The organism is Nocardia puris, from assembly GCF_036051655.1.
Taxonomy (GTDB): Bacteria; Actinomycetota; Actinomycetes; order Mycobacteriales; family Mycobacteriaceae; genus Nocardia; species Nocardia puris.
This window is the reverse complement of the sequence record NZ_CP107943.1, coordinates 3,595,317-3,611,430: the sequence shown is the minus strand read 5'-3', so window position 1 is coordinate 3,611,430 and position 16,114 is coordinate 3,595,317. Positions and strand designations below refer to the sequence as shown.

Here is a 16,114-nt window from a genome sequence, read left to right as displayed (position 1 = left end):
CGGCGTGTCTAATCACAGTCATGTCATTCCGGGTTCGCGCGAGAGGGCAAGGCGCGGACGGCTTTTCGAACGGATGTTCGCATCGGGATGGCGAGCTCGGGGATGTCCGCGGGACAACGTCGCGGGGTACGGCCGCCGGTGTGCGCGTTGATCCGGCGGAAAGAATCATTCTGCGCTAACACACAGTGAGGAGGCGGAGCGATGACCGAAGACATGGTCTCGCGAAGCGATTCCACAGCAGGCGCAGCACGTGGCGTCTGCGCAGACATCGACCGAAGCGAGCACGACGGCGGTGACGCGGTGCCGACACCCCGGCTCAGCCTGGTCGTGACCGGCTTCGACGAGATGTTCGACACCATCGAGGAGCAGTGGCAGGAGCGTGCCCTGTGCGCGCAGACCGATCCGGAGGCGTTCTTCCCCGAGAAGGGCGGCTCGACCCGCGAGGCGAAACGGATCTGCATGGGCTGCGAGGTACGCGACGAGTGCCTGGAATACGCCCTCGCCCACGATGAGCGCTTCGGCATCTGGGGCGGCCTCTCCGAGCGGGAGCGTCGTCGCCTCAAGCGCGGCATCGGCTGACAGTACGGTGTCGCACCGGCCTCCGCGGCGGGGTCGGTGCGAGTTCACCCCGGTGCCCTGATTCCCCTAGATTCGGAGCATGTCCCGTTCCCGCAATCGACGACCGCCGACCGCGCGTTCGGTGATCCGGCGCGGCCGCGGTGTGCGCGGGCCCATGCTGCCCCCCACCGTCCCCGCGTGGCGAACCCGCGGCCAGCAGTTCGACCGGCTGGTGCTGGAGGCGTTCGCCCCGCTCGACAGTCGCTGGCACGACCGGCTCACCAAGCTCGACATCGCCGTCGACGACGTGCCGAAAATCCGCCCGCTGCATCCCGATACGGTCACCTGGCCCGACGAGGTGGTGGCCGACGGCCCGGTGCCGCTGTCGCGCCTGGTGCCCGCCGGCGTGGACCGGCACGGCCAGGCCACCCGGGCGCGCGTGGTCCTGTTCCGCAAGCCGCTGGAGTTGCGCGCGGGCGATCCCGACGATCTGGTCGACCTGCTGCGCGAGGTGCTCGTCCAGCAGATCGCGACGTATCTGGGCGTGGATCCCGATCTCATCGATCCCGAGGCGTGAGAACACCGGTGTGAGCCGAGACTCGCACCCGCGTGTCTGTCCACATCCGGGGGTCGAGGGGGTTACTCTCATCGGCGTGATCCCCATGCGTCGTTGCTGCCGACCCGGCTGCAAGAACCCGGCCGTCGCGACGCTCACCTATGTGTACTCGGACTCGACCGCGGTGGTCGGCCCGCTCGCGACGGTGGCCGAACCGCACTCCTGGGATCTGTGCGAAACCCACGCCTCCCGGATCACCGCCCCGAAGGGCTGGGAACTGGTCCGCCACGAGGGCGGGTTCTCCACCACCCCGGACGACGACGATCTGACCGCACTGGCCGAGGCCGTCCGCGAAGCCGGACTGCGCCGCCGCCCCCCGGAACCCGATCAGCGCGGTTACCGCGACTACGCGCCCCCGCCGCCGCGCCCCACGCGCACCGGCCGCCGCGGCCATCTACGGGTCCTGCCCGATCCGCCCAACTGATCCTCCGCGGATCCCGCCCTGGCCTCCACCTCCCGCTGAGATCCCGGCCCGCCGTCGAGCATTCGCGGATCCGAGCCGCCGCACCCCGACCTCCTGCCGCACCCCTGACCTCCAGCGGCCCGCCACTCCCCACATCGACTCCGCGACAACGGATCGCCTCGACGCCCGGCCGCGCGCGGTTCCGCTCACCTCCCGCCCGAGCACACACAGTCCCCCAACCGGACGAAACGCCGAAACCGACTGCGCGCCCGGATCTCCCGGAGCGTCCGCCACCCGCCGTATCGCCGCCCGCCAACCGCGCGGCAAGCGGAAATCGGGCCGCCCGGCAGGGACCGTCCCGGCCCCGCGCGCGGGCACACTAGGGTAGGTGCCATGACAGTCGCCCGCTCTGCCGAATTCGTGAACGCGGTGATCAAGGCTTACGACGTTCGCGGTGTGGTCGGTGAACAGATCGACGCGCGGTTCGTCGGTGACGTGGGCGCCTCGTTCGCCCGGCTGATGCGCGCCGAGGGCGCCACCCGCGTGGTGATCGGCCACGATATGCGCGCCTCCTCCCCCGAACTGTCCGAGGCGTTCGCCGAGGGCGTGCGCGAGCAGGGCCTGGATGTGGTGCACATCGGCCTGGCCTCCACCGATCAGCTGTATTTCGCCTCCGGCCACCTCGGCTGCCCCGGCGCCATGTTCACCGCGAGCCACAATCCGGCCCGCTACAACGGCATCAAGCTGTGCCGCGCCAACGCGCTGCCGGTCGGGCAGGACACCGGCCTGGCGACCATCAAAGACGAAGTGATCGCGGGCGTGCCCGCGCACGACGGCCCGCGCGGCGGCGAGAGCCGGGTCGACCTGCTCGCCGACTACGCGAAGTTCCTGCGCGGCCTGGTCGACCTGGAGAACATCCGCCCCCTCACCATCGCGGTGGACGCGGGCAACGGCATGGGCGGGCACACGGTGCCCGAGGTGCTCGGCACGCTCGCCCCCATCACGATCGTGCCGCTCTACTTCGAGCTGGACGGCACCTTCCCCAACCACGAGGCCAACCCCCTCGACCCGAAGAACCTGGTGGACCTGCAGCGCCTGGTGCGCGAGTCCGGCGCCGACATCGGCCTGGCCTTCGACGGCGACGCCGACCGCTGCTTCGTGGTGGACGAGTTGGGCGAGCCGGTCTCGCCGTCCGCGATCACCGCGCTGGTCGCCGAGCGCGAGCTCGCCAAGGAGCCGGGCGCCACCATCATCCACAACCTGATCACCTCGCGCGCCGTACCCGAGCTGGTGCACGAACTGGGCGGCACGCCGGTGCGCACCCGGGTCGGGCACTCGTTCATCAAGCAGCAGATGGCCGCCACCGGCGCGGTGTTCGGCGGCGAGCATTCCGCGCACTACTACTTCCGCGATTTCTGGGGCGCCGACTCCGGCATGCTCGCCGCGCTGCATGTGCTGGCCGCGCTCGGGGAGAAGGACCGCCCGGTGTCGGAGCTGATGGCCGCCTACACCACCTACGCCGCCTCCGGGGAGATCAACTCCACGGTCGACGACGCCGCCGCGCGGACGATGGCGGTGCTGGACGCCTTCGGCGACCGGGCGCAGTCGGTGGACCGGCTGGACGGCGTCACGGTGCAGCTGGCCGACCACGCCTGGTTCAACCTGCGCGCCTCCAACACCGAACCGCTGCTGCGTCTCAACGTCGAGGCCCGATCGCCGGAGGAAGTAGACGCACTCGTAACCGAGATTCTGGGCATCGTCCGGTCCTGACTGGAATAGTGGAATCACAGACAGTGGATTCGCCCGACCCGGGCTCGGTGTGGACGATCCGGACGCAGCGCGATGAGGGGAGGTGGAACGCGGAGATGATCGCGGGAACACCGGTGCTCGACCTCGACGATGCCGCTTCGCTCGAGGCAGCCGACAACGGCGGCGCACTGCGCTCGGCCGCCTCCGGCGGCGCCCAGGTCCGGGCCACGGCGGCAGCCGTCGCCGAACAGGCCCTGGCTCGCCTCACCGATCTGCGCCCGCGCAGCCTGGTACTGGTCTCCGGTTCCGGGCGGGCGGCGCGCGCCGCGGCGATCCTGGTGGCCGCGCTGGGCGACCGGGCGGGCATGCCGGTGGTGCCGGTGTCGGCGCTGCCGCCCTGGGTCGGCCCGCTGGACGTGGTGCTCGTCGCGGGGGACGACGCGGGCGATCCGCGCCTGATCGACGCGGTGGACCGCGCGCTGCGCCGCGGCGCCGAGGTGGTCGTGGCCGCACCGCTGGAGGGTCCGCTGCGCGCCGTCGCGGCGGGTCGCGCCGCCGTGCTGGAGCCGCGGGTCCCGGTGCTCGATCACAACCGCCTGCTGCGCTATCTGGCGGCCGGAATCGCCGTCCTGCGCCTGGTGGACCCGGGCCGCACCGGCGCGTCCGTGCCGGACCTGACGGAGCTGGCCGACGTGCTGGACGCGGAGGCGTTGCGCGACGGCCCGCACAACGAGGTCTTCCACAATCCCGCCAAGACGCTGGCCGCGCGCATGCAGCAGCGCGGTGTGGTGCTGGCGGGCGACTCCCCCGCCGCGGCCGAGCTGGCCGGGCACGGTTCCGAGGTGCTGTTGCAGGCCGCGGGCCGTCTGGCCGCCGAGGCCGAACTGGCCGAGGCCGTCGCGGCGCTGCCGCGGCTCACCGCCGCCGCGGGCGCCGCGGCCCCCGACTTCGATCCGCTGTTCCACGACGAGGAACTCGACGGTCCCGCACCGGTCGAGCGGGTCCGGGTGTTCGTGCTCAGCGCCGACGCCGATCAGTCGGCCGCGCGGCGCAGGCTCGCCGTCTTCGGCGGCGACTCCTCGGCCCTGGTCGACGCCGATCTGGTGAGCGCCGATGTGGACCTGCTGCGCAGCGGGCTCACCGACCCGGCCGCACCCACCCCGCCCGAGGACGCCGAAACACCCTCGCGCGGCACCGAACTCGAACAGCTGGCGGTGCTGGCGCTGCGCCTGGAGATGGCCGCCGCCTATCTGCGGCTGATCGGCTCGCACGGCACCGACACCTCCGCGCGAGCGCCCTACGGCGGCGACCAGTACGACGGGGGACGCTACTAGTGCACGAACTCGTTGGTGCACTGCGTTCCTACGCTTGGGGTTCGCGCACCGCGCTCGCTCGGCTGTGCGGAAGGCCGGTCCCGTCGGCTCATCCGGAGGCCGAACTCTGGTTCGGCGCGCACCCCGCCGACCCCGCGCACGTGAAAGCCGCCGAGGGCACGCTGTCGCTGCTGGAACTGGTGGCGGCCGATCCGGAGGGCGAACTCGGCGCCGTCGCGGGCGAATTCGGCGGCAAGCTGCCGTTCCTGCTGAAGATCCTCGCGGCCGAGGAGCCGCTGTCGCTACAGGCGCATCCCTCGGCGGCGCAGGCGAAGGCGGGCTACGAACGCGAGAATCGCGCACGGGTGCCGCTGGATTCGCCGATGCGCAACTATCGCGACGACAACCACAAGCCCGAACTCGTGGTGGCACTGGACCGTTTCGAGGCACTGGCCGGGTTCCGCGAACCCCGCCGCACGGTCGAACTGTTCCGCGCGCTCGAGGTGCCCCAGCTCGTCTCCTACGCGGATATGCTGGCCGCCCAACCGGATTCGGCCGGCCTGCGCACCCTGTTCACCACCTGGATCACGCTGCCGCAGCCGGTGCTGGCCACCCTGCTGCCCGCCGTGCTGGACGGCTGCGTGCGCTACCTGTCCGGAAAAGGCAAGCGGCCCTTCGCCGCCGAGGCGCGCACCGCGCTGGAACTGGCCGAGGTGTACCCGGGCGACGCGGGCGTGCTCGCGGCGCTGCTGCTCAACCGCGTGACGCTGGAACCCGGTCAGGGCCTGTACCTTTCGGCCGGCAACCTGCACGCCTACCTGCACGGGCTTGGCGTGGAGATCATGGCGAACTCCGACAACGTGCTGCGCGGCGGGCTCACCCCCAAGCACGTCGACGTCCCGGAGCTGTTGCGGGTGCTGGACTTCGAGCCCATCGACCTGCCCGCCGTGCTGCCCGAACCCGCGGGCGACGGCTCGGTGCGCTACCGCACGCCCGCGCCGGAATTCGCGCTGCGCCGCTTCGACCTCACCGAGGGGTCGGGTCAGGTGCCGCTCATGTCGGCGGGCCCCGGCATCGTGCTGTGCACCGGGGGCACGGTGCGACTGCTGCGCGACGAGACCGAACTGATCCTGGGCCGCGGCTCGGCCGCGTGGATCTCGGCATCCGACAACGATATTCGTGCCCAGACCGTGGACGGACCGGCCCAGGTCTTCTGCGCGTGCGTCGGGCCGGGGGCCTGAACCGAGACGTCCCGGCGTGAGCGCGCTATCTTGACCGAGGTTCGCGCATACGAGAGAGGGCGGTCGGACATGTCGGCTAGCGGTGGGAAGAAGGCGATTCTGGCCGCGTTGGTGGCGAACGCGGGTATCGCGGTGGCGAAGTTCGTCGGCGCCGCGATCACCGGATCGGCGTCGATGCTGGCCGAGGGCGTGCACTCGGTGGCCGATACCTCCAACCAGGCCCTGCTGCTCTACGGCCAGCGCGCCGCCGCGAAGGAGGCCACCGAGCTACACCCGTTCGGGTACGGCCGCAACCGGTACTTCTATTCGTTCGTCGTTGCGCTGGTGCTGTTCACCCTCGGTTCGGTGTACGCGCTCTACGAGGGCATCCACAAGGTGCAGCACCCCGAGGAGCTGAACTCGCCGATCGTCGCGATCGTCATCCTGGTGATCGCGATCGCGCTGGAGACCTACAGCTTCATGACGGCGGTGAAGGAATCCCGCCCGCTCAAGGGCGGCGCGAGCTGGTGGCGGTTCATCCGCAACTCGCGCAGCCCCGAGCTGCCCGTGGTGCTGCTGGAGGACACGGGCGCGCTGGTCGGCCTGATCCTGGCGCTGTTCGGCGTCGGCCTGACGATGATCACCGGCGACCCGGTGTGGGACGGCGTCGGCACCCTGTGCATCGGCGTGCTGCTCGGCGTTATCGCGATCATCCTGATCATCGAGATGCAGAGCCTGCTCATCGGCGAGGGCGCCACCCCCGAAGAGGACCGCGCCATCCGCGAGAGCCTGGTCGACGGCGAGCGCATCGACCGCCTGATCCACCTCAAGACCCAGTACATCGGCCCCGAGGAGATCCTGGTCGCCGCCAAGGTGTCGGTGGTGCGGGGACTCGACATAGCCACCATCGCGGCCGCCATCGACGCCGCCGAGGCCCGGGTGCGCCGGGCCGTGCCCGCGGCGCGCACCATCTACATCGAGCCGGATCTGTATCGCACGGAGAACAGTCCGGCCAAGTGAGCGAGGCCGCGTCCGGATACGGCCTTCCGGTCGTTGCGCGCAAGTCATTTCGCGGCGACGCTCAGGTCCGGGCTGGGTCGTGTTTCGCGGCACGCGCACGTGCGGACCGGGCAGGTTCCGCGGCAACGCTCGAGTCCAGACCAGGCGTGTTCCGCGGCACGCTCACGTTCGGACCGGGTCGTGTTCCGCGACAGCGCACACGTTCGGACCGGGTCGTGTTCCGCCGCAGCACTCAGGTGCGGACCGGGTCGTGTTCCGTGGCGAACGCCAGCAGCCTCTGCATCACCTTGTCCTTGATGGCCCACGGCATTTCGTGGCCGACGCCGGGGTAGACCTCGATGTCGGCCGCGGGGATGTGGTCGCGGATGCGGCGGGCGACGGCCTCCGGATCGTTGACCACCGTCGCTGCGCCGAAAAGGACCAGCAGCGGAGCGGTGAGGGCGCGCAGCTGATCCTCGGTGAGCGGGCGCTCCCACGGCAGCGCGAACCGGTACTTGCGGCCGGCCCGCACCATCGCCCGCTCGTTCTCATCGAGTTCGAGTCCGGGCGTGAGCCATTCAGTCAGCTTGCGCATCCGCTCGTCGGTCGGTCGGAGACCCGCCACCAGGAACTTCCACAGCACGGACAAGCGCGGTCTGATGAACGCACCGCCGCTGGGCTCCAGCATGATCACGCTCGCCAACCGGTCGGAGCGGTGCGCGCCCACCACCCCTGCCATCCACGCCCCGAACGAGACGCCCGCGAGGTGCACGCGCTCGACGCCCAACCCGTCGAGGACCTCCACCACCCAGTGCGTGATATCGGCCTGGTCCAGGATGGGCGCGGTCTGCCGGCAGCGGCCCGGCCAGCCCATGATGTCGGGCGTGTAGACGACGCGGTCCTTGGACAACTCCTCGACGAACCCCCGCGACGCCATCCCGTTGCCGGTGATCCCCGGGAACAGCATGAGCGGCGCCGGTCCGCTTTCCCGCGTCGTCCCACCGATCGCAGGAGCCTCCCCGGACCTGCGCACTCGCGTTGTGCCGAACGAGGTTTCGATATCGAGGTCGGTGAACGACACCGGCCACTCCGCGCCAACCGCCTCGTACGCCCGCAGGAACGCCGCCTCGTCGGTCGCGTTCCGGAACCGTCCGATCTTCGCCATGGTCTCCCCTTTCCTCCGATCCGAGCGCTCAGGTCCGGGCTGGTTCGTGTTTCGCAGCGAAGGCCAGGAAGCGGGGGATCACCGTGTCGGTGCGCGCCCACAGCAGGTCGTGGCCGACGTCCGGGTAGGTCTCGACGTCGGCCGAGGGTACGTGGTCGCGGAGGCGGCGCGCGCCGATTTCGGGGTCGTTGACGACGGTGTCGCGGGCGAAGAGGACCAGTAGCGGGGCCGTGAGGGCGCGCAGCTGGTCGTCGGTGAGCGGACGCTCCCAGGGCAGCGCGAGCCGGAATTTGCGGCCCGCCTTCGCCATCGCCCACGCCTCGTCGTCGAGCGCGACGCTCGGCGTGAGCAGCGCCGCGATCTTACGCATGCGCCTGTCGGTCGGCCACAGCCCGGCCGCCAGGAGCTTCAGCAGCAGGCTCCACTTCGGTTTGGCGAAGGTCGCGCCGCCCGGTTCCAGCATGCTCAGGCTGGCGAGGCGATCCGAGTGCTTCGTTCCGACCAGGGCGGCCAGCCACGCGCCGACGGAATATCCGGCGAGGTGCACGCGGTCGACGCCGAGTCCGTCGAGGGTTTCCGCCAGCCAGCCGATGATGTCGTCCTGGTCCCGGATCGGCGCGGTCTGCCGACAGCGGCCGGGCCAGCCCATGATGTCGAGGGCGTAGACGACCCGGTCGCGCGCCAGTTCCTCGATGAACGGCTGCCAGAACAGGCAATTGCCGGGCATGCCCGACAGCAGCACCAACGGCGCGTGGTCGCCCGACCCGGATTTGCGTACTCGCGTTGTGCCGAAAGAGGTTTCGATATCGAGGTCGGTGTATGGGACCGGCCACCGCGCGGAGATCGCGTCGTAGGCCCGGAGGAACGCCGCCTCGGCCTTGTCGTTGGTGAACCGCCCGATTTTCGCCATGGTCTCCCCTGTTCCAAGTATGTGATATGAGCGTATCAGTTAAAGCGATACATGCATACCATCAAAATCGGGCGGTGGGACCGCCGTGTCGGGATCGCGGGGCGGGGCGGTCCGGGTAGCGTCGCGCGCATGGCGTCCAGTGGAGGCAAGGCGGCGATCTTCGCGGCGCTGGCGGCGGATGCGGGGATCGCGATCGCGAAGTTCATCGGCGCGGGGATCACCGGGTCGTCCTCGATGCTGGCCGAGGCGGTGCACTCGGTGGCCGACACGTCGAATCAGTTCCTGCTCCTGCTCGGGCAGAAGCGGGCGGCGCAGAGCCCGGACCGGTTGCATCCCTTCGGCTACGGGCGCAACCGGTATTTCTACGCGTTCGTGGTGGCGCTGGTGCTGTTCTCGCTCGGGTCGCTGGCCGCGATCTACGAGGGCGTCGGCAAGATCCGCGAGCCCGAAGAGTTGACGTCGCCGCTGGTCGCGATCGTGATCCTCGGGGTCGCGGTGGCGCTGGAATCGTTCAGCCTCGCGACGGCGCGGCGCGAATCCCGGCCGCTCAAAGGACGTTCCAGCTGGTGGGAATTCATCCGCACCTCGCGCAACCCGGAACTGCCCGTGGTGCTGCTGGAGGACAGCGGCGCGCTGGTGGGCCTGCTGTTCGCGTTCGCGGGCGTCGGGCTGACCGTGCTCACCGGCGATCCGATCTGGGACGGCATCGGTACCCTGGCCATCGGCGTGCTGCTCGGCGCGATCGCGGTGGTGCTCATCGTGGAGATGAAGAGCCTGCTCATCGGCGAGGGCGCCACCCCGGCGGAATACGCCGCCATCCGCGCCAACCTCGTCGACGGCGAGCACATCGACCGCGTCATCCACCTGGAAACCGAATACCTCGGCCCCGAGGACATGCTCGTCGCCGCCAAGATCGCCATCGTCCCCGGACTCGACATCGCCACCGTGGCCACCGCCATCGACGCCGCCGAAGTCCGCGTGCGCGCGGCGGTGCCGCACGTGAACCGGATGTACTTGGAACCGGACCTGTATCGCGCGGTGCGTGCGGATACGTGAGCCCGCGCGTCAGCGGGACCGAATCTTGCTGTCGCGCACCAGGTCCAACGGTTCGGTGTGGATGTCGAACTCGCGGCGCAGGACGCGGTGGGCGGCGTGGAGGCCGCACATGCCGTGGACGCCGGGGCCCGGTGGGGTCGCTGACGAGCACAGATAGACGCCGGGAAGTGGTGTGGCGTAGGGGTTCCAGCGGGGTGCCGGGCGGAATGCCGTCTGCAGCAGCGTCATCGCGCCCGCGGAGATGTCGCCGCCGACGTAGTTGGCGTTGTGCGTGGGCATTTCGGCGGCCGTGCACACGTTCTTCGCGAGGATCAGGTCGCGGAATCCGGGGGCGAAACGTTCGACCTGGTCGATCACGACCTCACTGATGTCGATATCGGAGCCGTTGGGTACGTGGGCGTAGGTGTAGAAGGTGTGTTTGCCTTCGGGTGCGCGCGTGGGGTCGACGACGCCGGGTTGGATGGCCAGCACGTAGGGCCGGTCGGCGTGGCGGCCCGAGGCGACCGCGCCTTCCGCCGCCATCGCCTCGGCCCGGCTGCCGACCAGGTGCAGGGTGCCCGCGCGATCGCAGCCCTCCGCCGCCCACGGCACCGGGCCCGACAGGGCGAAGTCGACCTTGCACGCCGCGCCGCCGTAGCGGAACTTGCCGAGCCGCTTGGCATATCGCTGCGGCAGCCGGTCACCGGCGATGCGCAGCAAGCCCGCCGGGGCCAGGTCGAGGAGAATCGCTCGCGCACCGCCGAATTCGTCCAGCGAGTCGACGCGGTGGCCGGTGTGCACGGTGCCGCCGAGGGATTCGAGTTCGGCGATCAGCGCATCGGGGATCGCTTGGCTGCCACCGCGCGGGATCACCCAGCCCTCGGCGTGCGCGAGGGTGCCGAGCAGCAGGCCCGCGCCCACGGCCGGGAGCGCGCGCGGTGACGTGATCGCGTGCGTCGCAACGCCACTCAGCAGCGCGGGCGCGGCGTCCTCGCGGAAACGGATGTTCCACAGCGGCGAGCCCTGTTCCAGTAGCCGCAGCCCGAACCGCGTCGCGGCTCCCAGATCGTCGGGGATGCCGCGCAGATCACCCATCGCGACGTCCACGACCCCGGGCCAGTCGCGCACCAGCGGCCCGAACAGCCGCCGCCACGCCTTCCCGTCGAGCCCGAGTCCCGCCACGGTCCGCTCCAGATCCCGCCACGCCACCGCACCCCGCCCGCCGTCGAGGGGATGCGCGTACGACGCCTCGGGGGTGAGCAGTTCCACCCCGTGCGCGGGCAGGTCGAACGCCCGGAAGAACGGTGACGCCGCGGCCATCGGATGCGCCCCCGCGCACACATCGTGCCGGAACCCCGGCAACGTCAACTCCGCCGTCCGCGACCCACCCCCGGCCGTGTCCTGGGCCTCGAACACCTCCACCGACAACCCCGCCGCCGCCAACGTCACCGCCGCCGCGAGCCCATTCGGCCCCGACCCGACCACCACGACATCAGCCATACGCCCACGCTACCCGCGCCCCAGGTTATCGATGGCCGGTGCCACGTCGCCGTGAATACAGTCATCGACGGTGCCACCACCCACTCGACCACCGACCCGGTCCGCGCACCGTCCGACGGCTGCGGACCGCTCCATGACGTGCGTCACATCGGGCGCCGAAGCGGTGAGTTCGACCGGTTCGTCTCGTCGGAAGGATGAACAGCGAGATGAGGAGAGTTCATGTCCGGCAAGCCGAGTGGTCCCGCTTCCTATTTCCCGTCCATCGAAGCCAAGTACGGCAAGCCGGTGACCGAGTGGTTCGAGTTGCTGGCAAAGTCCGGGGTGGCGGGGCACAAGGGATTGGTGGAGTGGTTGAAAGCCGAGCACGGGGTGGGGCACGGGCATGCGAACGCGTTGGTGCAGGTGCATTTGAATCCCGAGAAGTGGGGTTACTCCGCGTGATTCACGAACGAAGGGCCCGCGGATCGCGCGGGCCCTTCGTCGAGGGGGCGGGCGGCACCGGCGGGAGCTAGGCGCACGGTGCCGCCCTGGTCCCCGGCCCGGGCCGGGGACTGGCAACCGGGATCAGACCGGTACCAAGGACTTCGGTTTCGGGTCGGGTTCGGGGGAGGCGTGGTCGTCGACCATGGTGCTTTCGTCGAACGGGATCTCGCGGGCCAGCACACTGCGGACCCGGTCCACGTCGAGGGTTCTCGTCCAGGTGCCGATGAGCACGGTGGCGACGGCGTTGCCCGAGAAGTTGGTCAGCGCGCGGGCCTCCGACATGAACCGGTCGATGCCGACGATCAGACCGACCCCGTCGAGCAGTTCGGGCCGGTGACTCTGCAGGCCGCCCGCCAGCGTCGCCAGGCCGGCGCCGGTGACACCCGCCGCACCCTTCGACGCCACGATCATGAACAGCAGCAGCCCGAGCTGTTCGGGAATGCTGAGCGGCACGCCGAGCGCGTCGGCGATGAAGATCGACGCCATCGTCAGATAGATCGCGGTGCCGTCCAGGTTGAACGAGTACCCGGTGGGCACGACCACGCCCACGGTGGTGCGCTGCACGCCCATGTGCTCCATCTTCGCGATGAGCCGCGGCAGCGCCGACTCCGACGACGAGGTGCCCACGATCAGCAGGTACTCACGCCCGAGGTAGCGCGCCAGCTTGAAGATCGACACCCCCGACACCACCCGCATCAGCACGCCGAGCACGCCGAACACGAACACCAGGCAGGTCAGGTAGAAGGCGATCATCAGGGTGGCCAGCTGCACCACCGCGTCCAGCCCGGTGCGCCCGACCACGTTGGCGATGGCGCCGAACGCGCCGATCGGCGCCAGCCACAGGATCATCGCCAGGATGCGGAACACCAACTTCTGCACGATGCCGACGGCCTCGAGAATCGGCTCGCCCGCCGACCCCATCGCCTGCACCGCGAACCCCACCAGCAGCGCGACGAACAGCGCCTGCAACACGCTGCCCGCGGTGAGCGAGGAGACCAGTGTGGTCGGGATGATGTCGTGCAGGAATTCGATGGTGCCGCCCCCGCTGTGCGCCTGATCGGCGTATTTCGCTCCAGCACCGGCATTTTCGGCGATGTCCATACCGCTGCCCGGATCGAGCAGGTTGCCGACGACCAGGCCGATGCCGAGCGCGACGGTCGACATGACGAGGAAGTAGCCGAGCGCGAGCCCGCCGACCTTGCCGACCGTGGCGGCGGTGCGCACCGAGCCGATGCCGAGCACGATGGTGCAGAAGATGACCGGGGCGATCATCATCTTGATCAGGTCGACGAACATGGTGCCCAGCGGCGCGAGCGACTGCCCGACCCCGGGTGCGAGCCAGCCGACCAGCACGCCCGCGACGACGGCGACGATGACGGCCAGGTAGAGCCAGTGCGTGCGGTCGCGTTTGCGGGCCGGAGCGGGGGCGGCGTCGGTGCTGGCGCTCATCGGTTGACCTCCCCGGTGCCGCCGGGCGGCGGGGGCGGGCACTGGATGGCGCGCCCGTGCCCGGAGCGCCACGGCGCGGACAGCCGATCGCGTCGCGCGCAGTCGACACCAGCGTGCGACAAGCGCGCTGATCTAGATTTATCGCTCATGGCGAATCCTGCTCTCCGATTTGATGCCGGAATTGGCGGCCGCGCTGCCCGTGTGAGGCGGGTACGGCGTCGGAGCCGGGGTATGCACCGCGCGGCCCGATGTGCACAATGTTCTCGGCCCCAGTGACGCGGGTCACTGTTTGGTGCATAACGTTCAACGGTTATGCATAACGTTCGATGGAGGAAATCAAGTGCGACGTGATCGACCCGCATCCGGCGCGGGGTCCGATCCGTCCCCGCGACCTCGCCGGTTCCGGCACGGCCGCTATCGGCTGTCGCTGGCCGCGCAGGCGTTCGTCCTGCAGCTGGTCGTCCTGGCGCTGGTGATCGTCGGCGGTACCGTCGCCGCGGTCTTCGAGGCGCGGCGCACCAACGACCTCACCACCGAACGCGAGGTCAGGGACATATCGGTCAGCGTCGCCCAGGCTCCGTCCACGCGCGAGGCGGTGCTCTCGCCCGACCCGACGGCGCGGTTGCAGCCGGTGACCGAACAGATCCGCGTGCGCACCGGCATGGACTTCATCGTGGTCATGGCCCCCGATCGGACCCGGTTCACCCACACCAATCCCGCACAGATCGGCGGACAGTTCGTCGGCAATATCGATCGCGCGCTGGCCGGCGAGACCTTCACCGAGACCTTCACCGGCACCCTCGGCCCCTCCATCCGCGCGGTGACACCGGTGCGCGACGACGACCGGGTGATCGCCCTGGTGTCGGTCGGGGTCACCCGCGCCCGCATCGGGGATCAGGTGGCGGCGCGCCTGCCCGACATCCTGGGTGTCGCGGCGGCGGGCCTGGTGGTGGCGGCGATCGGCTCGTTCCTGCTCAGCAGGCGGCTGCGCCGCCAGACCCACGGCCTGGACCCCGACGAGCTGCGCATCATGTACGAGCACCACGACGCGGTGCTGCACTCCGTGCACGAGGGCCTGGTGGTGTTCGGCACGAGCGAGCTGGCCGAGGTGGTCAACGACGAGGCGCGCAGGCTGCTCGATCTGCCGGACGGGCCGGTGCGCCGTGCCGACCTGCCGCTGTCGCTGCGACGGATGGGCGGCGGCGTGGTGCGCGACGAGATGCACGTGACGGGCGATCGCATCCTGCTGGTGAACCAGGACATCGTCACCTCGCAGGGCCGCGCGCTCGGCACCGTGATGACGATCCGCGACCACACCGAATTGCGCAACGTGCTGGGCGAACTCGACTCGGTGCGCAGCTTCGCCGAATCGCTGCGCTCGCAGGCGCACGAGGCCGCCAACCGGTTGCACACCGTGGTCACCATGGTCGAACTCGGCAAGCCGCGCGAGGCGGTGGAGTTCGCCACCGCGGAACTCGAACTCTCCCAGTCGCTCATCGATCGGCTGATGGCCGCGGTCGGCGAACCCGCGCTGGCCGCACTGCTGCTCGGCAAGGTGAACCAGGCCGCCGAACGCGGCCTGGAGCTGACCGTCTCGGAGGACACCGCACTCGACTCCACCGCGCCGCTCACCGCCCGCGAGGCGGTGACGCTGGTCGGCAACCTGGTCGACAACGCCATCGACGCCGCCGCGGGCAGCTCCGCCGCATGGGTGGAAGTGGCGGTGCGCCAAGATGATTCGACGCTGTTCGTCCGGGTGTCGGACAGCGGGCCCGGCATGACGGCGGAGACCTTCGCCAGGGCGGCCGAGCGCGGCTACACCACCAAGGATGATCACCACGGCCTCGGGCTGGCCCTGGTGCACCGGGTCGTCGCGCGGCATCACGGGGTGATCACCGCCGACAGCACACCGGAAAGTACTGTCACCGTGACGATTCCGCGGGGGGAAGATCGAAAAAGCGCCGGACACAACGCAATACCGGCGCGAACCACCCTGGAAGGACCGTCGTGATCCGAGTGCTGATCGTCGAGGACGAACCGTTGATCGCCGAGGCGCATCGCGCCTACGTCGAGCGCATCCCCGGGTTCACCGCCGTCGGCGTCGCCCACACCGGACGCGACGCCATGCGCGCGGCCGCCACCGCCGCCGCCGACGAGAGCCCGATCGACCTGGTGCTCATGGACATCGGCCTGCCCGACACCAGCGGCCTGGACGTGGCGGCCGCGCTGAGCGGGCTCACGCCGAGCCCCGACGTCATCGCCATCACTTCCGCGCGCGACCTCACCATGGTGCGCACGGCCGTCGCCAACGGCGTGGTGCTGTATCTGCTCAAGCCGTTCACCTTCGCGGCGTTCCGCGACAAGCTGGAGCGCTACCGGGAGTTCCGCACCGCGCTACCCGCGGGCGAATCCGCCCTCTCCCAGCTCGACATCGACCGCGCGCTGAGCGCCCTGCGCACCCCCGACCAGCGCGCCAACACCCCGAAAGGCGTTGTGCCGCAGACACTCGAGGAGGTGTCGCGGTCGGTGCGCGCCGCCGCGAACGGCATCACCGCCGCGGAGGCCGCCAACACCGTCGGCGTCTCGCGGATCACCGCGTGGCGCTACCTGGAGAAGCTGGCCGACGACGGCCTGGTGCTGCGCAAGTCCGACTACGGGCGCGCGGGCCGGCCGAAGACGCGCTACCTGTGGAAGCGCGCCGACACGACCTGAGC

Annotated in this window: 15 protein-coding genes; 11 read left to right on the top strand and 4 right to left on the bottom strand. The window is 70.3% G+C overall.

Features of this window, described 5'->3' with window-relative positions:
* Positions 1-345: 345 nt before the first annotated feature.
* From OHB21_RS16495 to OHB21_RS16465, 7 genes are all read left to right on the top strand, one after another.
* A complete protein-coding gene (locus tag OHB21_RS16495; protein ID WP_040827503.1) occupies positions 346-579 on the top strand; it encodes a WhiB family transcriptional regulator in 234 nt (77 codons plus the stop codon).
* 79 nt (positions 580-658) lie between these two features.
* On the top strand, positions 659-1,135 hold the full coding sequence (locus tag OHB21_RS16490; RefSeq protein ID WP_170160732.1) for a metallopeptidase family protein: 477 nt from the start codon (positions 659-661) through the stop codon (positions 1,133-1,135).
* 85 nt (positions 1,136-1,220) lie between these two features.
* The gene (locus OHB21_RS16485) at positions 1,221-1,598 is read left to right on the top strand and encodes a DUF3499 domain-containing protein (protein ID WP_067514027.1); all 378 of its coding nucleotides are present in this window, start codon (positions 1,221-1,223) and stop codon (positions 1,596-1,598) included.
* 372 nt (positions 1,599-1,970) lie between these two features.
* A complete protein-coding gene (locus tag OHB21_RS16480) occupies positions 1,971-3,347 on the top strand; it encodes a phosphomannomutase/phosphoglucomutase (protein WP_067514002.1) in 1,377 nt (458 codons plus the stop codon).
* A gap of 95 nt (positions 3,348-3,442) precedes the next feature.
* Complete coding sequence (locus OHB21_RS16475) at positions 3,443-4,660, top strand: tobH protein (protein WP_113975091.1); 1,218 nt, start codon at positions 3,443-3,445, stop codon at positions 4,658-4,660.
* A complete protein-coding gene (gene manA / locus OHB21_RS16470) occupies positions 4,660-5,880 on the top strand; it encodes a mannose-6-phosphate isomerase, class I (protein ID WP_067511000.1) in 1,221 nt (406 codons plus the stop codon). The genes OHB21_RS16475 and manA overlap by 1 nt, the downstream gene beginning before the upstream one ends.
* 69 nt (positions 5,881-5,949) lie before the next feature.
* On the top strand, positions 5,950-6,879 hold the full coding sequence (locus tag OHB21_RS16465) for a cation diffusion facilitator family transporter (RefSeq protein WP_067511001.1): 930 nt from the start codon (positions 5,950-5,952) through the stop codon (positions 6,877-6,879).
* 232 nt (positions 6,880-7,111) lie between these two features.
* Here OHB21_RS16465 and OHB21_RS16460 read toward each other — a convergent pair whose 3' ends face one another.
* Together OHB21_RS16460 and OHB21_RS16455 are read right to left on the bottom strand one after the other, a co-directional pair.
* Complete coding sequence (locus OHB21_RS16460) at positions 7,112-8,023, bottom strand: alpha/beta fold hydrolase (RefSeq protein WP_067511002.1); 912 nt, start codon at positions 8,021-8,023, stop codon at positions 7,112-7,114.
* 28 nt (positions 8,024-8,051) lie between these two features.
* Positions 8,052-8,933, bottom strand: a complete 882-nt coding sequence (locus OHB21_RS16455) for an alpha/beta fold hydrolase (RefSeq protein WP_067511003.1) — start codon at positions 8,931-8,933, stop codon at positions 8,052-8,054.
* Positions 8,934-9,062: 129 nt separating this feature from the next.
* Here OHB21_RS16455 and OHB21_RS16450 point away from each other — a divergent pair, with 129 nt between their 5' ends.
* Positions 9,063-9,989: a cation diffusion facilitator family transporter gene (locus OHB21_RS16450; RefSeq protein WP_067511004.1), complete on the top strand. Its 927-nt coding sequence runs from the start codon at positions 9,063-9,065 to the stop codon at positions 9,987-9,989.
* Positions 9,990-9,998: 9 nt separating this feature from the next.
* Here the strand turns inward: OHB21_RS16450 and OHB21_RS16445 are convergent, their stop codons facing one another.
* Entirely contained in the window at positions 9,999-11,468 is a 1,470-nt protein-coding gene (locus tag OHB21_RS16445; protein WP_067511005.1) for a phytoene desaturase family protein, read from the bottom strand.
* A gap of 219 nt (positions 11,469-11,687) precedes the next feature.
* Between OHB21_RS16445 and OHB21_RS16440 the strand changes: the two genes are divergently transcribed.
* On the top strand, positions 11,688-11,909 hold the full coding sequence (locus OHB21_RS16440; RefSeq protein ID WP_067511006.1) for a DUF4287 domain-containing protein: 222 nt from the start codon (positions 11,688-11,690) through the stop codon (positions 11,907-11,909).
* Between the two features lie 123 nt (positions 11,910-12,032).
* Here OHB21_RS16440 and OHB21_RS16435 read toward each other — a convergent pair whose 3' ends face one another.
* Positions 12,033-13,400 carry a cation:dicarboxylate symporter family transporter gene (locus OHB21_RS16435; RefSeq protein ID WP_067511007.1) on the bottom strand — a complete coding sequence of 456 codons (1,368 nt, stop codon included), beginning with the start codon at positions 13,398-13,400 and terminating at the stop codon, positions 12,033-12,035.
* A 421-nt stretch (positions 13,401-13,821) separates the two neighbouring features.
* Here OHB21_RS16435 and OHB21_RS16430 point away from each other — a divergent pair, with 421 nt between their 5' ends.
* Together OHB21_RS16430 and OHB21_RS16425 are read left to right on the top strand one after the other, a co-directional pair.
* Positions 13,822-15,411, top strand: a complete 1,590-nt coding sequence (locus tag OHB21_RS16430; RefSeq protein WP_084537856.1) for a sensor histidine kinase — start codon at positions 13,822-13,824, stop codon at positions 15,409-15,411.
* Complete coding sequence (locus tag OHB21_RS16425; RefSeq protein WP_067511008.1) at positions 15,408-16,112, top strand: response regulator; 705 nt, start codon at positions 15,408-15,410, stop codon at positions 16,110-16,112. Before OHB21_RS16430 ends, OHB21_RS16425 begins: the two co-directional genes overlap by 4 nt.
* The last annotated feature ends 2 nt before the right edge of the window (positions 16,113-16,114 follow it).

Bases quoted from the DNA above. Each gene is read 5' to 3' on its own strand.
- OHB21_RS16495 (WP_040827503.1), top strand. From the start codon at position 346: ATGTTCGACACCATCGAGGAGCAGTGGCAGGAGCGTGCCCTGTGCGCG.
- OHB21_RS16490 (WP_170160732.1), top strand. From the start codon at position 659: ATGTCCCGTTCCCGCAATCGACGACCGCCGACCGCGCGTTCGGTGATC.
- OHB21_RS16485 (WP_067514027.1), top strand. From the start codon at position 1,221: ATGCGTCGTTGCTGCCGACCCGGCTGCAAGAACCCGGCCGTCGCGACG.
- OHB21_RS16480 (WP_067514002.1), top strand. From the start codon at position 1,971: ATGACAGTCGCCCGCTCTGCCGAATTCGTGAACGCGGTGATCAAGGCT.
- OHB21_RS16475 (WP_113975091.1), top strand. From the start codon at position 3,443: ATGATCGCGGGAACACCGGTGCTCGACCTCGACGATGCCGCTTCGCTC.
- OHB21_RS16465 (WP_067511001.1), top strand. From the start codon at position 5,950: ATGTCGGCTAGCGGTGGGAAGAAGGCGATTCTGGCCGCGTTGGTGGCG.
- OHB21_RS16460 (WP_067511002.1), bottom strand. From the start codon at position 8,023: ATGGCGAAGATCGGACGGTTCCGGAACGCGACCGACGAGGCGGCGTTC.
- OHB21_RS16455 (WP_067511003.1), bottom strand. From the start codon at position 8,933: ATGGCGAAAATCGGGCGGTTCACCAACGACAAGGCCGAGGCGGCGTTC.
- OHB21_RS16450 (WP_067511004.1), top strand. From the start codon at position 9,063: ATGGCGTCCAGTGGAGGCAAGGCGGCGATCTTCGCGGCGCTGGCGGCG.
- OHB21_RS16445 (WP_067511005.1), bottom strand. From the start codon at position 11,468: ATGGCTGATGTCGTGGTGGTCGGGTCGGGGCCGAATGGGCTCGCGGCG.
- OHB21_RS16440 (WP_067511006.1), top strand. From the start codon at position 11,688: ATGTCCGGCAAGCCGAGTGGTCCCGCTTCCTATTTCCCGTCCATCGAA.
- OHB21_RS16435 (WP_067511007.1), bottom strand. From the start codon at position 13,400: ATGAGCGCCAGCACCGACGCCGCCCCCGCTCCGGCCCGCAAACGCGAC.